This is a genomic window from Bradyrhizobium viridifuturi (assembly GCF_001238275.1).
Taxonomy (GTDB): Bacteria; Pseudomonadota; Alphaproteobacteria; order Rhizobiales; family Xanthobacteraceae; genus Bradyrhizobium; species Bradyrhizobium viridifuturi.
Window position 1 is genome coordinate 22,160 of sequence record NZ_LGTB01000014.1, and the last position, 15,203, is coordinate 37,362.

Sequence of the window (15,203 nt, forward strand, 5' to 3'; positions counted from 1 at the left end):
ATGATCGAGATCCTGCAACCGGAAGGATGGGCGAAGCCGATCGGCTACGCCAACGGCATGGCCGCACGCGGCAAGCAGCTCTTCATCGCGGGCCAGATCGGCTGGAACGGGCAATGCGTGTTCGAGACCGACGATCTCGTGGCGCAGATCGGCCAGACCCTGCGCAACATCGTCGCGGTCGTGGCTGCCGGCGGGGCGAGACCCGAGCACATCGTGTCGATGACCTGGTTCCTGCTCGATCGCAAGGAATACTCGGCGCGGCTGAAGGAGATCGGCTCCGTCTATCGCGACGTCATCGGCCGGCACTTTCCGGCGATGACCGCGATCCAGGTTGCCGGCCTGATCGAGGATCGTGCGAAGGTGGAAATCCAGGCGATCGCGGTGGTGCCGGATTAACTGTTCCGGGCGGCTGAAACGTTAACCCTTGGGGACACTTGGCCGCAGCGGAGGAAGTAGGGGCGACAAAGCCGCTTGCGGCCGGACGAGCCGGCATGCGACCCTAGGCGAAAGCGTAAATGCGTCCTGTTGTGAGTGGAGTAAGGGACGATGAAGGCGATTATCGTCGGTGGCGGAATCGGTGGCCTTACCACTGCGCTGATGCTGCGCTCGCGCGGCATCGCGTGCGAGCTGTACGAGCAGTCGGAGACGATCCGCGAGCTCGGCGTCGGCATCAACACCTTGCCGCATGCGATCCGCGAGCTCGCTGGGCTTGGCCTGCTCGACAAGCTCGACGACGTCGCGATCCGCACCTATGAGCTGTTCTATCTGACGCGGCATGGCCAGCAGGTCTGGCACGAGAAGCGCGGGCTCGATGCCGGCCACGACGTGCCGCAATTCTCGATCCATCGCGGCCGCCTGCAAAGCGTGATCCATCAGGCGGTGATCGATCGTCTCGGCGCCGATGCGATCCGTACCGGTTGCCGGCTCGGCGCCTTCACCCAGGACGAGGGCGGTGTCTCGGCCTATTTCTTCGATCGCAGCGGCGCCCATGTGCACACTGCGCGCGGCGACATCCTGATCGGCGCCGACGGCATCCACTCCAAGGTGCGCGAGACGCTGTTCCCGGGCGAGGGCGGGCCGTGCTGGAACGGGCTGATGCTGTGGCGCGGCGCCACGGACTGGCCGGCCTTCCTGACCGGACGCTCAATGATCATCGCCGGCGGGCTGAACGCCAAGGCGGTGATCTACCCGATCGCGCCGGGCTCGAGCCCGGCGAGCCGGCTTACCAATTGGGCGGTGTTGGTGCGGATCGGCGACGGCTCCTCGCCGCCGCCGCGCCGCGAGGGCTGGTCCAATCTCGGCCGGCGCGAGGAGATGATGCCCTATGTCACGAGCTTCACGATTCCGCAGGTCGACTTCACCGGCCTGATCAACGCCACGCCGGAGTTCTGGGAGTATCCGTGCTGCGACCGCGATCCGCTGCCCTATTGGTCGAGCGGCCGTGTCACGCTGCTCGGCGACGCCGCGCATCCGATGTACCCGGTCGGCTCCAACGGTGCCTCGCAGGCCATCCTCGATGCGCGCTGCCTGGCCGACATGTTGGCGCGATCGGAGCACCCACGCCAGGCGCTGGCGGCCTATGAGCGGCAGCGGCTGCCGATGACCGCCGACATCGTCGCCTCCAACCGCCGCGGCGGACCGGAGGGCGTGATCGACGCCGTCGAGCAGCTCGCGCCACAGGGCTTTACCGACGTCGACACCATTCTCAACTACGAAGCGCGCGAGGCGATCGTGCGCGGCTATGCCGCCAAGGCCGGCTTTGCCGCGCGCGTGGTGGCGCGGCAGTAGGTTGAGCCGAGACGATTGCGTCTCTTCGTGAGGCGGCAACTTCCGATCCGTCACCCTGAGGAGGCCGCAATGCGGCCGTCTCGAAGGGTCGACGGCCACCAGCGGGGCCGTTCATCCTTCGAGACGCCGCTTCGCGGCTCCTCAGGATGACGGTGCGAGGCCGGCGCCTACGCTAGCCGGGAGGCGGCGGCAGAAAGTGGATGTTGTGCTCGGCGGCGAGCCGCACCACGTCGTCCGGGTTCTGTTCCTTCATGTTGTGGATCGCCCAGAACAGGTCGTAGAGTCGGCGGGTCGGCGACACCCAGAACAGCGTCTTTGCCGTCTGCTGCGACTTGTTGAAGATGCCGTGCGGCTTGCCCATCGGCAGCCGCACCAGGTCGCCGGGCGTGGCGGATTCGTCGGCCCCGTCGAGCATGAAGTCGAGCTTGCCTTCGAGGATGTAGAGATACTCGTCCTGGTCGGGATGGATATGCGGCGGCACGAAGGTGCCCGGCGGGAAGGTGGCGTGCCAGGAGAACGAATGCTCGGTGCGGCTCTTCGGCACGTAGGTCTGGCCGAGGATGCCCCAGGAAATGCCCTGGATGCCCTCATTGGCGCGGGTGATGCCGGCGATCTCGTCTTTCATCGTCATGTTTCCCTCTCTTTTGCTTGACGCGTTTTCTTCACGCGAGCCGGTGTCCACTTCGAAAACGCTTTGTGGCTTACTTGGCGGCGCAATCCTTGGCGTAGCGGTCGCCATAGTTCGAGAACACCTTTTCGACGATCTCGGTCTGGAATTTGCCGTCCGGCCGCTTCGCGACCTTGGTGAGATAGAAATCCTGGATCGGATAGCCGTTGTTGTTGAACTTGAAGTTACCGCGCAGCGAGGTGAAGTCGGCCTTCTTCAGCGCCGCCGCGACCGCGTCCTTGTTGGAGAGGTCGCCCTTCACGGCCTTCACCGCGCTGTCGATCAGAAGCGCCGCGTCATAGGCCTGCATGGCATAGGTGCCGGGCACGCCGTTGTAGGCCGCCTCATAGGCTGCGACGAACTTCTTGCTCTGGGGATTGTCGAGGTTGGGCGCCCAGTTCGCGCCGCCGAACATGCCGACCGCGGCGTCCTGCTGCGCGGGCAGGGTGGATTCGTCGACGGTGAAGGCGGAGAGCACCGGCACGGTGGTGCCGGCCTGCTTGTACTGCTTCACGAGGTTCACGCCCATGCCGCCCGGCATGAAGGTGAACAGCGCGTCCGGCTTCTGCGCGGCGATCTTGGACAGCTCAGGCTGGAAATCCAGCGTGTTGAGCGGCGTGTAGGATTCCTCCGTTATCTCGCCCTTGTAGTCGAGCTTGAAGCCGGCGACGGAGTCGCGGCCGGCCTGGTAGTTCGGCACCAGGAGGTAGACGCGCTTGTAGCCGCGGTCCTGCGCCACCTTGCCCAGGATCTCGTGCACCTGGTCGTTCTGGTACGACGTCACATAGAAGAACGGGTTGCACTCCTTGCCGGCGTAGCTGGAGGGCCCCGCATTCGGGCTGATCAGGAAGGTCTTGCTGTCGGTGACCGGGCGGTGGATCGCCAGCAAGATGTTGGAGAAGATCGGGCCGACCACGAAATCGACCTTGTCGCGCTCGAGCAGGCCGCGCACCTTGACTACGGCAGCGTCGGGCTTGAGCTCGTCGTCGGCGTTGATGATCTCGACATCGCGGCCGGCCATCTTGCCGCCGAGGTCCTTGACCGCGAGTGCAAAGCCGTCACGGACCTGCTGGCCCAGCGCCGCGGCAGGTCCCGAGGTCGTGACCAGCACGCCGATCTTGATCTTCTCCTGCGCGGCCGCCGGGGCCGCCGCGATCCCGAGCAGCGCCGCCAATCCCATCAGTTTTGTCAGTTGCTTCATGTCACTCCCCCAAAGCATTGTCGTGATGCCTTTCCAGCTTGGTCGCAGCTTAGTCTGACGCGCGCGACCGCTGCAAGCGATGTGGCATTGCGTCAGGCTGCCAGCTGCGCAGCTCGCGAGCCTGTCGCGCCCATGCAAGCGCCGCGCCAATTGCTTGAAGTTTAAAGAAATTGCAGAATTGCCTCGGTGCACCGGGCCGGATTCGCTATTGTCCTTGCAGGGCGCCACGAATTGCTTGAAGCTCAAAGCAATCGGTCCGACCGAAACCCGCCGCAGAGGCACGATCGCCGCATGATCCTCGATTCCGAAACCAAAGCCGTCGAACTGCCCGACGATCACGGCACCGAGCTCAGGCTGTGGCTGCGGCTGTTGACCTGCACCACGCTGATCGAAGGCGAGGTGCGCAGCCGCCTGCGCGAGAAATTCGACGTCACCCTGCCGCGCTTCGACCTGATGGCTCAGCTCGACAAGGTGTCCGACGGCATGACGCTGTCGGACCTGTCGAAGCGGATGATGGTGTCGAACGGCAACGTCACCGGGCTGGTCGAGCGCCTGGTTGAATCGGGCCATCTCGATCGCCGCACCTCGGAGACCGACCGCCGCGTGCAGTTCATCCGCCTGACCAAGACCGGCCGGGCCGAGTTCCGCAAGATGGCGGCCGAGCACGAGAAGTGGATCGCCGATGTCTTCGGCGACCTCTCGCCGAAGGACATCCGCGAGCTGATGCGGCTGCTTGCCAAGGCCAAGGGTTCGGCGCAGCGCTCGGCCAAGGCGCGGACCGCTTAAGCCGTGAGCGGGATCGATTACGAGGTTGAATACAACAACCGGGCGCGCGTGCCGGAGAACCCGGCGATCATGGCCGGCTGGGCGCGGGACTCCGCGGCCTATCGCGAGCAGCACAAGCCGCGGCGTCTGAGCTATGGTCCGGGCGAGCGCAACGTCGTCGACCTCTTCGAGGGTGATCGCGACGGGCCGCTCGTGGTCTTCATCCATGGCGGTTACTGGCAGGCGCTCGACGGCTCGTCGTCGAGCCACTGTGCGCGCGGGCTCAACGGCCACGGCATCAGCGTCGCGGTGCCGAGCTACGATCTCTGCCCCAGCGTCTCGGTCGGCGACATCATCGGCGAGATGCGTGCGGCGTGCCGCGAACTGGCAAAGCTCGGCCGGCCGCTGGTCGTGTCGGGCCACTCCGCCGGCGGACATCTTGCCGCATGCATGCTCGCGACCGATTGGGCCGCATATGATGCGGCGTTGCCGAGCAAGCTGGTCAGGGCTGCTTACGCGATATCAGGCCTGTTCGAGCTCGAGCCGCTGGTCGGCACCTCCATCAACAAGGCGCTCGGCCTCGACCGCGACGCAGCAAGGGCGGCGAGCCCGCTGCTTTGGAAAGCACCCGCCGGCACGACGCTTGATGCCGTCGTCGGCGGCGCCGAGAGCGCCGAATATCACCGGCAGAGCCGGACGATCGCCGATGTCTGGGGCGACGCGGGCGTTGCCACGCGGTTCGGCACCGTGCCCGACGCCAATCATTTCACCGCGATCGCGCCGCTCGCCGACCCGGAGTCGAAGATGGTCGCGCGACTGAAGCAGCTCACACAGATCTGAGGTTCTGAGGGATCGCCAGCGACGGCCGAGTGATTTCCACCCCTTGCGCCAAATTATTTTAAGTATAAAATGATTGGCGATTGGAACGCTGCCGGGCGTCCCCGATATCAGTCGTCTCGACGTTGGTCTTTGGCCTTTCTGGATGGAAAGCGAGGGCAATCGAATGTCAGGTGAATTTCCCGGGCTCGGCCCATCCGGGCATGTCGACGATTTCGCGCGGCGCAACCTGCCGCCGTTGCAGCAATGGCCGCAACTGCTGCTCGACCGGCCGGAATTCAAATATCCCGACTATCTCAACGCCGCGGTCGAGCTGACCGACCGGATCGTCGAGCAGGGCATGGGCGATCGCATCGCGCTGATCGGCAACGGCCGCCAACGCACCTACAAGGAATTGACCGACTGGTCGAACCGCCTGGCGCATGCGCTGGTGGAGAATTACGGCGTCAAGCCCGGCAATCGCGTGCTGATCCGCTCGGGCAACAACCCGGCGCTGGTCGCGGCCTGGCTTGCGGCGACCAAGGCCGGTGCCGTCGTCGTCAACACCATGCCGATGCTGCGCGCTGGCGAACTGGCCAAGATCGTCGACAAGGCGGAAATCTCGCTGGCACTGACCGACAGCCGTATCGCCGATGAGCTGGTGGCCTGCGCCAAGACCAGCAAATTCCTCAAGCAGGTCGTCAATTTCGACGGCACCTCGAATCATGACGCCGAGCTCGACCGGATCGCGCTGAACAAGCCGGTCAAGTTCGATGCGGTGAAGACCGGCCGCGACGACGTCGCGCTGCTCGGCTTCACGTCGGGCACCACGGGCGAACCCAAGGCGACCATGCACTTCCACCGCGATCTCCTGATCGTCGCGGATGGCTATGCCAGGGAAGTGCTCAAGGTGACGTCGGACGATGTGTTCGTCGGCTCTCCGCCGCTGGCATTCACCTTCGGCCTCGGCGGGCTCGCGATCTTCCCGCTGCGCTTCGGCGCCACCGCGACGCTGCTGGAGAACGCGGCGCCGAGCGAGATGATCAGGATCATCGAGACCTACAAGGCGACGATCTGCTTCACCGCGCCGACCGCCTATCGGGCGATGATGGCGGCGATGGACAAGGGCGCCGATCTGTCGTCGCTGCGGCTCGCGGTCTCGGCCGGCGAGACGCTGCCGGCGCCGGTGTTCGAGAGCTGGACCAAGAAGACCGGCAAGCCGATCCTCGACGGCATCGGCAGCACGGAGCTGCTGCACATCTTCATCACCAACCGCGCCGGCAGCGCCGTTGCCGGCACCACGGGCACGCCCGTGACCGGCTACCAGGCGAAGATCGTCGATGAGGACATGAACGAGCTGCCGCCGGGGCAGGTCGGCAAGCTGGCGGTTCGCGGCCCGACCGGATGCCGCTATCTCGCGGACTCCCGGCAGACCAAATATGTCCGCGATGGCTGGAACATCACCGGCGATGCCTTCGTCAGCGACGAAAACGGCCGGCTGTCCTTCGTGGCGCGCGCGACGACATGATCATCTCGGCGGGCTACAACATCGCCGGTCCCGAGGTCGAGGCGGCGCTGCTCGGCCATCCCGATGTCGCCGAATGCGCCGTGATCGGCGCGCCCGACGAGGAGCGGGGACAGATCGTCTCAGCCTTCGTCGTGCTGAAGCAGGGCGCGCGCAGCGACGATGCCGAGGTCAAGCTGTTGCAGGATCACGTCAAGGCGACGATCGCGCCGTACAAATATCCCCGCGCGATTTCTTTTGTCGAGGCGTTGCCGAAGACCCAGACCGGGAAGATCCAGCGCTTCAAGCTGCGCGAGGCGAGCTAAGAATCGGGCGACGGCCTGAAGCCGTCGCCCGAAAGATTCGACAAGCGATCAAAGAGAGTTCAATGCGCGCCGGCGCCGCCCGCCGCGCTCTTTGGCTTGCCGGTCAGAACGATCGCGATCGCAGCGAGCGCCAGCACGACGCCGATCACCGCGAAGGCGTCACTGAAGCCGAGCACCAGCGCCTGACGCTTCACGATGTTGCCGATCGCCACGATCGCCTGGCTGTGCGCGGTGGCGGGGTCCGAGATGCCGTGGCTCAGGAAGTAGTTGGTGACTTCGGCGATCCGGGTCCGCACCTCGTCGCGGCCGAGATGAACGGACTGGCCGATGATGTTGGAGTGGAACTGCTCGCGCTTGGTGACAATGGTCGAAAGCAGCGCGGTGCCGATCGCGCCGCCGAGGTTGCGCATCATGTTGGAGATGCCTGAGGCCGCGGGCGCATCCTGCGGCGCGACGCTGCCGAGGCTGATGGCGGACAGCGGCGCCAGCGTAATCGCCTGGCCGACAGCGCGAACGATGTTCGGATAGAAGAACTGGTCGCCGGAATAGTCGAGCGACATCTGGATGTTCATGAAGGAGGAGACCGCGAACAGCGCCATGCCGGTGAACGCGATCAGCCGGGCATCGAAGCGCTGCATCAGCTTCGGCACCAGCGGGATCAGGATCAGCTGCGGCAGGCCGGTCCAGGCCAGCACCTGGCCGATCTGCTCGGCATTGTAGCGCTGCACCTGGCCGAGATAGGCGGGCAGCAGATAGACCGAGCCGAACAGCGCGAAGCCGACGAACACCGCCGAGATGGTGCCGAAGCCGAAGCTGCGCTGGGTCAGGAGCCGCAGCCGGAGCAGCGGCTTCTCGACGACCAGCTCGATCCAGACGAACAGGGTCAGGCTGACCGCGGCGATCACTGCGAGCTTGACGATGAAGGGCGAGCCGAACCAGTCGTCCTTGTTGCCTTCCTCCAGCACCGCCTGCAGCGACGACAGGCCGATCGCCATCGTGATAATGCCGAGCCAGTCACCTTCACGCAGCAGATGCAGCTGCATCGGCTGGCGCTCCAGCGTGAAATAGAGGGTGGCGACCATGACCGCGGTCGGGATCACGTTGACGAAGAAGATGGTCTGCCAGCCGTAATTCTCGGTCAGGTAGCCGCCGATGGTCGGGCCGATCGCCGGGGCAAAGGTCACGGCGAGCGCGAACATCGCCAGCCCGATCGGCTGCTGCACCTTCGGCAGCCTGGTGAAAACCAGCGTGAAGGCCATCGGGATCAGCACGCCGCCGAAGAAGCCCTGCAGGCCGCGCATCGCGATCATCGACGGCAGGTCGTGGGTGAAGGCACATGCGACCGAGAAGGCCGCGAACAGCGTGGCGAAGGTGATGATGATCTTGCGGAACGAGAACACCCGGCTGAGGTAGTCGGTGAGCGGGATCACCACGATCTCGCCGATCAGATAGGACGTCGAGATCCACGAACCATTGTCGACGCCGGTTCCGATGCCGCCCTCGATGTTGAGCAGCGAGGCGTTGGTGATCTGGATATTGAGGATCGCCATGAAGGCGCCGATCATGGCCGCCAGGATCGAGATCCAGACGGTCACACTTGCGCGATTGGGATCCACGGCGGCGCGGGGTGCGGCGGCGGCGGAGGAGAGCGCGAGGTCGGACATGACATCACCTATTTGAACGAGGCGACAGCGAGTTTCGGCGTGGCTTTGGCTTGCGGAGCTTGCGCGGCAGGATGTGAAAGTGTCGCGATGGAGGGGATCACCGACATGCCCGGCCGCAGATCGACATTGGTTGCGTCGAGCACGATCTTCACCGGGATGCGCTGCACCACCTTGGTGAAGTTGCCGGTGGCGTTATCCGGCGGCAGCAGCGCGAACTCCTGGCCACTCGCCGGCGCCAGGCTGTCGACATGGCCGCGTACGACCTGACCGGGGAACATGTCGACCTCGATTTCGACCGGCTGGCCCTTGCGGACATTGGTGAGCTGCGTCTCCTTGTAGTTTGCGATCACATAGGCGCCGGTGGCCGGCACCAGCGACATCAATTGCGTGCCGGCCTGGACGAACTGGCCGGTGCGCAGCGTGCGGTTGCCGACGACGCCGTCGATCGGCGCGGTGATGGTGGTGTAGCCAAGATTGAGCTCGGCCTGGTTCTGCAGGGCGGTGGCCCGTCCCAACGCCGCAACCGCCTGAGCGATCTCGGCCTTGAGCAGTTCCACCTGGCGCTCGGCGGACGCGAGGTTTGCGGTGTCGCGGGCGATAGCGGCCTGCGCGCTGGCGTAGCGCGACTGCGCCTGCTGCGCGTTCTGCACGCTGCCGAAACCGGTGCCGGCGAGGTCGGTGTAGCGCTTGTTCTCCTGCTCGGCGAAGGTCTGCGTCGCGGTATCCACCGCAAGGGTCGCGCGCGCCGCCTCGATCACCGAGTGCTGCACGTCGAGCTGGGCACGCTTGCTGGTGATCGCGGCTTCGGCGGCAGCGACGTCGGCCTTCGACTGATCAAGCGCGACCTTGAAATCGCGCTCGTCGATCCGTGCCAGGATCTGCCCGGCACGTACATGCTCGTTGTCGCCCACCAGCACCGCGCTGAGATAGCCGGAGACCTTCGGCGCGATCGTGGTGTTGTCGGCCTTCACATAGGCGTCGTCGGTCGAGACCTGAAAGCGGCCGACCGTCCAATAGTCCCAGCCGTACCAGGCGCCACCTGCGAGGACGGCCAAGGCTGCGCCGGCGAGGAGGAGACGGCGAAGCTTGCCCTTGGCGGCGGCGGACTTGGCAGTTTCCGGGTTGGCGATCAATTGCTTGGCGGTTGCGGCCGGAACCTGGCTCTCGGCCTTGAAAGAGGTTTCATGCTGGCTCATGGCAGTGGCTCCTGGAAGCTTTATATCCCTCTGGGAAACCTTGCGAATTTCGCTCTGGGTTGCCCTGGATAATTAGGAAACTTGATGTTTTCCAAAATATCCCCCATATTGGGACTGTCAATAGAATGACAGGCATCATCTAAAAGCATGGCTTGCCGATGAACCGGAATGACAAGGATCAGACTGAGCAAAACCTGGCTGTGCCGGAGCGGCGCGGCCGCGGGCGGCCGCAGCTTCGCTCCGACGACGAGACGCGCGCGCTGATCTATGAGGCCGCGCGGCGGGAGTTCTCGGAGCGCGGTTTCGCGGCGGCGAGCATCGCAGACGTCGCCTGCCGCGCCGGCGTCTCCACCAAGACTCTCTACCGGCTGATCCCGACCAAACTGGCGCTGTTCGAAGGCATGGTGACCGACCGGGTCGACCGGTTCGTCTCCATCGTGAGTCTCGGCGCCTGCGACGGCCGCAACGTTGCCGCGGCCCTGGAGGCCGCGTTGCTGACCTGCGCCGAGCTCATCCTCGACGCCGAGGTCATCGCCCTGCAACGGATCATCCTGGCCGAGAGCGACAAATTCCCCGACATTGCCGAGACGTTCTACGAGAAGGCGATGCAGCGGACCATCGCCGCGCTAGCAAGCTGGCTCGGCGTGCAGCAGCGGCGAGGGCGGATCGTGCTCGACGATACTGAGGCCGCCGCGGGCATGCTGCTCGGCATGCTCGTGTTCAAGCCGCAACGCGACGTCATGTTCGGGCACAAGCCCGTGCTGACGCGCAACGAGATCGAGCTCGCGCCAAGGCCTGTGCTGCGCTCTTTCTGTCCGGCTGCGCCGTGCCGGCCGGCCAGACCAACGCGCAGAACGGAGGTGCATGATGCCGGAGCCGGCCGCGACCTATTCCGTCGAGGCGCAGATCTCGCGCGACGACCAGGCCAAATGCGAGGATGTGCTGGCGCGCTGGATGGCCGCGCTCAATCGTCATGACGCCGCGGCCATGGACACGCTGATGCACTTCCCGCATGTGCGGATCGCGGGCGGGGTGGTCACCGTCTATCAGCAGAGCGGCAACAATCCGATGGACCTGTTCGAGCGGCTGCGCAAGCAGGACGGCTGGCATCACAGCGCCTGGAACGAGACCAGGCTGGTGCAGTCCTCGCCGGCGAAGGCACATTACGCCGTGCGCTACACGCGCTACCGCGAGGATGGCTCGGTGATCGGGATCTACGATTCGCTCTACGTGCTGAGCCTGCTCGGCGGCGCCTGGAAAATCCAGAGCCGCTCGAGCTTCGGCCCCTGAGCAAGCTGCGCCAGGCGCCGCATTACTTAGCCGCCGCCGAAGCGGGAGGCTGCGTCAACACTTGCCGGATCATCCGGGCGAGATCGGCCTTGCGATAAGGCTTCGGCAACAGCGTTACGTCGGGGTCGAGGCGGCCGTGGTGGATGATCGCGTCCTCGGTATAGCCGGAGGTGAACAGCACGCGCACCGAGGGCAGCCTGGCGGTCACGGCATCGGCCACCTGCCGGCCGTTCATGCCGCCGGACATGATGACGTCGGTGAACAGCACGTCGCAGACGAACCCATTGTCGACGGCGGCCAGTGCTTCCGGGCCGTTGGCGGTGACCATCGTGCGGTAGCCGAGCTGCTCGAGCTGGGCGCTGACGTAGTTGCGCACCAGCGGATCGTCCTCGACGACCAGGATGGATTCATGTCCGCCGCGCGTGTCGACCGGGGCAGGCGGTTCGACGTCGACCATGTCGCCCATGCTGCGTGGCAGATAGAGCTTGATCGACGTACCGTGGCCTTCTTCGGAATAGATCTTGAGGTGGCCGTCGGACTGCTTGATGAAGCCGTAGACCATGCTCAGCCCGAGGCCGGTGCCCTTGCCGGTGTCCTTGGTGGTGAAGAACGGTTCGAACACCTTGTCGCGAATTGCCGCGGGGATGCCGCCGCCGGTGTCGCTGACCGCGACCATCACGTATTCACCCGCGCGCACATCGGGGTTGGCCGCGGCATAGACCTCGTCGAGGATGACGTTGCTGGTCTCCAGCATAAGCTTGCCGCCTTCGGGCATCGCGTCGCGGGCGTGACGGCGAGATTGAGCAGCGCGGTCGCCATGTGGTTGGGGTCGATGAAGGCCGGCCAGGCGTCGGGCTCGAGCGCGGTATCGATCTCGATCTGCTCGCCGAGCGACGGGCGCAGCAGCCGCGCGGTGTCCTGCACCAGCGTGTTGAGGTTGGCCTCACGCGGCTGCAGCGGCTGCTGCCGCGAGAAGGCCAGCAGATGCTTGGTCACCTCGGCGCCGCGGAAGGCGGCGTCGCTGATCATTTTCGTCACCGACGATAGCGCGGCGTCGTGCTCGACCGCCTCGGCGAGGATGTCGATCAGGCCGGTGATGACGGTCAGGATGTTGTTGAAGTCGTGGGCAATGCCGCCGGTGAGGTGCCCGACGGCCTCCATCTTCTGCACCTGGCGCAGCTTCTGCTCGGCCTCGAGCTGCTCGCGGGCGGCCTCGACCTCGCGGGCGCGCATGAAGATCTCGGCTTCCATCTGCTCGGTGCGCTCGCGCAGCCGGTCGGTCAGCTTGTCCTGCTCGGCGCCGCGCTGCTTCAACTGAATGAAGCTGGTGACGTCTTCGACCCGATGGATGATGTAGGTGAACTGTCCGGTCGGCCCGAACACCGGCGTATTGCGCGGGCTCCAGTACTTTTCCTCGAACCCGCCGCCCTCCGACTCGGGCTTGCGGATATCGTATTTCTGCACCGACATGGTATCGGGGCGGCGGAACTGGACCACGCGTTCGAGCGAGGCGCGCAGGTTGCGCACCCCGTCGGCGGCCGGATCGTCCGGATTGTCGGGAAATACGTCGAACAGCCCGCGCCCGAGGATCGCGGCACGCTCGGTCTTGGTGGCGCGCAGATAAGCGTCGCTCACTGCCACGATACGGAAGTCGGGCTGGGTCAGCACCAGATAGAGGCCGGGCGCCGCCTCGAATAACGCCTTGAAGTCAGGCATCGGCGGGGACTGGTTTTGCAGTTCATCCTCCCTCGCAGGGATACGGTCCGCCACTGACCGCACCTCAAGATGTGACATGCGTTTGCCGGAACTTCAATGGTTAACATACGGTAGCGGCTTGATTTTTTCGATCGAGTGGGGGCGCGGAGCGGGGCCGCTAGTGCGAATTCGGCAGGTAGCGCCAGCCCTCCTTGCCAAGGAAGTCCAGCATGGCCTGTGCGGGCGGCAGCAGGATCTTGTCGGTGCGCCGGATCGCGTGCCACTGCCGGACGATCGGCAGGCCCTTCACCTTGAGGACCACCAACCGGCCGTCCTCCAGCTCGTGGAACACGGTGTGCTGGGAGATGAAGGCGATGCCGAGCCCGGCCATGACGGCCTGCTTGATGGTCTCGTTGCTGTCCATCGCCATGCCGAGCTTCGGCTCCAGTCCGACCCGCTCGAAATATTGCTGCATCAGCATCCGCGTGCCGGATCCCTGTTCGCGGGTGATGAAGGTCTCGTTGGCGAGCTCCGGCGGCGAGACGTGCCGCCGCCGCGCCAGCCGGTGATCGGGTGCCGCGATGATGAAGTGCGGATGGCGGCCGAGCGGCTTCATCTCGACCTCGACATCGGCCGGCGGCCGGCCCATCACAGCGATATCGAGATCGTAGCCGCGCAGCGCGTCGCGGATTTCCTCGCGGTTGCCGATCCGCAGCGTCACCTCGATCTTGGGAAAGCGGCGCGAGAACGCGGCGATCGCAAACGGCACGAAATACTTCGCGGTCGAGACCGCGCCCATCGCGACGCGGCCGCCGCTGCGGCCGGCGATCATGTCGAGCGACTGCTCGCAATCCTTCAGCGCCGCCTCGATCCGCTCGACCAGCGTCAGCACATGCGCGCCGGCATCCGTCAGCGCCATGCCCTCGCCGGTGCGCTGGATCAGCGGCAGCCCCGCGAGCGCCTGCAGGTTGCGGAGCTGCAATGTCACTGCAGGCTGCGTCAGGTTCAACCGGTTGGCCGCCGAGGTGATCGAGCCGGCCTCGTGCAGGGTTGAGAGGGCGCGCAGCTGGCGAATGGTGAGATCCCGCGTGAAGTTGCCGGCCATGCCCAGCTCCATAAGAAAAACTTTGCCCGGACCAAAGATAATGAAATTTCCCTAATTGGGCAATTCGCGCGTTGATACGGCGAAGGCGACTCCCCTGAGGTCGCCTCTCGAAGCCTCGGGACAGAGGGCGCGATCATAGGGAGAGGCCGGTGGAGATTCGTCCTGCATTGCATGCCCATCTGGAGTGGCCGACGCAGCATAGCCCGTTGCGCGCCGCGACCGTTGCGGTGATCGAAGCGCTGGCCGGTGCCGCGATCGAGCTGTCGCGCATCATTGCCGCCGGGCCGCTCGCCGGCATCGTCGGCGAGAGCGGCGGCATCAATCCCGACGGTGATCGCCAGAAGACCCTCGACATCGTCGCCGACAGCCTGATGCGCGACGCGCTGCGCGCCGCGCCGGTCGCCGCCGTTCTCTCGGAGGAGGTCGAACTGCCGGAGACGCTCGATCCGGATGCGCCGCTCTGCGTCGCGATCGATCCGCTCGATGGATCAGCCAATCTCGAAAACAACATCTCGATCGGCACGATCTTCTCGATCCGGCCGAAGGGAAACGACATCATCTCGACCTTCTTCGAGCCCGGAACGGCGCAATGCGCCGCGGGTTTCTTCATCTACGGTCCGCAGACCGTGCTGGTACTGGCACTCGACCAGCGCGTCGACTGTTTCACCCTGGATCCCAGAACAGGCGAGTTCGTGCTGACTGCACGCGACCTTCGGGTGCCGCAGGATACGCCGGAATTCGCCATCAACGCCTCGAACCGGCGGCACTGGAGCGGCCAGGTGCGCAACTATATCGACGAGTGCCTGGCCGGCGTGAACGGCGAGCGCGGGCAGGACTTCAACATGCGCTGGATCGGCTCGCTGGTGGCGGAAGCTACCGCATCCTGATGCGCGGCGGCGTGTTCCTGTATCCGGCGGATGCGCGCCAGGGCTACCGCGAAGGCCGGCTCAGGCTGCTGTATGAAGCGCATCCGATCGCGCTGATCATGGAGTGGGCCGGCGGCGCCGCGTCGAGCGGCCGGTCGCGCATTCTCGAACTCTCGGCACGCACGCCGCATCAGCGCGTGCCGCTGATCATGGGATCGACGCGCGCCGTGCGCGACGTCGATGCGATCCACCTGACCGTCGAGCCGTTGTTCGAGAGCAGCGATGCCCCGCTGTTCGCGCGGCGCGGCCTGTTCCGCTGA

At 65.4% G+C, this 15,203-nt stretch carries 11 protein-coding genes and 3 pseudogenes; 8 read left to right on the forward strand and 6 right to left on the reverse strand.

All coding sequences use genetic code 11. The features are described 5' to 3' along the window. Both ALC15_RS14495 and ALC15_RS14500 read left to right on the forward strand, forming a co-directional pair. Nucleotides 1-396: a RidA family protein gene (locus ALC15_RS14495; RefSeq protein ID WP_050627810.1), complete on the forward strand. Its 396-nt coding sequence runs from the start codon at nucleotides 1-3 to the stop codon at nucleotides 394-396. A gap of 150 nt (nucleotides 397-546) precedes the next feature. After that, complete coding sequence (locus ALC15_RS14500) at nucleotides 547-1,788, forward strand: flavin-dependent oxidoreductase (RefSeq protein WP_050627811.1); 1,242 nt, start codon at nucleotides 547-549, stop codon at nucleotides 1,786-1,788. A gap of 172 nt (nucleotides 1,789-1,960) precedes the next feature. On the opposite strand, the gene ALC15_RS14505 is transcribed toward ALC15_RS14500, so the two are convergent. Both ALC15_RS14505 and ALC15_RS14510 read right to left on the reverse strand, forming a co-directional pair. Beyond that, a complete protein-coding gene (locus tag ALC15_RS14505) occupies nucleotides 1,961-2,413 on the reverse strand; it encodes a cupin domain-containing protein (RefSeq protein WP_050627935.1) in 453 nt (150 codons plus the stop codon). Between the two features lie 76 nt (nucleotides 2,414-2,489). Next, nucleotides 2,490-3,656: an ABC transporter substrate-binding protein gene (locus ALC15_RS14510; RefSeq protein ID WP_050627812.1), complete on the reverse strand. Its 1,167-nt coding sequence runs from the start codon at nucleotides 3,654-3,656 to the stop codon at nucleotides 2,490-2,492. Nucleotides 3,657-3,947: 291 nt separating this feature from the next. Here ALC15_RS14510 and ALC15_RS14515 point away from each other — a divergent pair, with 291 nt between their 5' ends. From ALC15_RS14515 to ALC15_RS14525, 3 genes and pseudogenes are all read left to right on the forward strand, one after another. Beyond that, on the forward strand, nucleotides 3,948-4,442 hold the full coding sequence (locus tag ALC15_RS14515; RefSeq protein ID WP_050627813.1) for a MarR family winged helix-turn-helix transcriptional regulator: 495 nt from the start codon (nucleotides 3,948-3,950) through the stop codon (nucleotides 4,440-4,442). A 3-nt stretch (nucleotides 4,443-4,445) separates the two neighbouring features. Then, nucleotides 4,446-5,261 carry an alpha/beta hydrolase gene (locus tag ALC15_RS14520; protein WP_050627814.1) on the forward strand — a complete coding sequence of 272 codons (816 nt, stop codon included), beginning with the start codon at nucleotides 4,446-4,448 and terminating at the stop codon, nucleotides 5,259-5,261. A gap of 163 nt (nucleotides 5,262-5,424) precedes the next feature. Next, nucleotides 5,425-7,067, forward strand: a pseudogene (locus tag ALC15_RS14525) (benzoate-CoA ligase family protein). Nucleotides 7,068-7,126: 59 nt separating this feature from the next. Here the strand turns inward: ALC15_RS14525 and ALC15_RS14530 are convergent. Both ALC15_RS14530 and ALC15_RS14535 read right to left on the reverse strand, forming a co-directional pair. After that, nucleotides 7,127-8,731, reverse strand: coding sequence for an MDR family MFS transporter (locus ALC15_RS14530; protein WP_050627815.1), 1,605 nt, complete (start codon nucleotides 8,729-8,731; stop codon nucleotides 7,127-7,129). Nucleotides 8,732-8,739: 8 nt separating this feature from the next. Further along, nucleotides 8,740-9,927: an HlyD family secretion protein gene (locus ALC15_RS14535; protein WP_050627816.1), complete on the reverse strand. Its 1,188-nt coding sequence runs from the start codon at nucleotides 9,925-9,927 to the stop codon at nucleotides 8,740-8,742. A gap of 158 nt (nucleotides 9,928-10,085) precedes the next feature. On the opposite strand from ALC15_RS14535, the gene ALC15_RS14540 reads away from it, so the two are divergent. After that, on the forward strand, nucleotides 10,086-10,904 hold the full coding sequence (locus ALC15_RS14540; protein ID WP_244486086.1) for a TetR/AcrR family transcriptional regulator: 819 nt from the start codon (nucleotides 10,086-10,088) through the stop codon (nucleotides 10,902-10,904). Then, nucleotides 10,882-11,217: a DUF6841 family protein gene (locus ALC15_RS14545; protein WP_244486087.1), complete on the forward strand. Its 336-nt coding sequence runs from the start codon at nucleotides 10,882-10,884 to the stop codon at nucleotides 11,215-11,217. Before ALC15_RS14540 ends, ALC15_RS14545 begins: the two co-directional genes overlap by 23 nt. Before the next feature lie 22 nt (nucleotides 11,218-11,239). Here the strand turns inward: ALC15_RS14545 and ALC15_RS41930 are convergent. Both ALC15_RS41930 and ALC15_RS14560 read right to left on the reverse strand, forming a co-directional pair. Then, a pseudogene (locus ALC15_RS41930) lies at nucleotides 11,240-12,933 on the reverse strand (ATP-binding protein). Nucleotides 12,934-13,090: 157 nt separating this feature from the next. After that, nucleotides 13,091-14,017, reverse strand: a complete 927-nt coding sequence (locus ALC15_RS14560) for a LysR family transcriptional regulator (RefSeq protein ID WP_050627936.1) — start codon at nucleotides 14,015-14,017, stop codon at nucleotides 13,091-13,093. Between the two features lie 167 nt (nucleotides 14,018-14,184). Here ALC15_RS14560 and ALC15_RS14565 point away from each other — a divergent pair. Further along, nucleotides 14,185-15,203 (forward strand): annotated as a pseudogene (locus ALC15_RS14565) (class 1 fructose-bisphosphatase).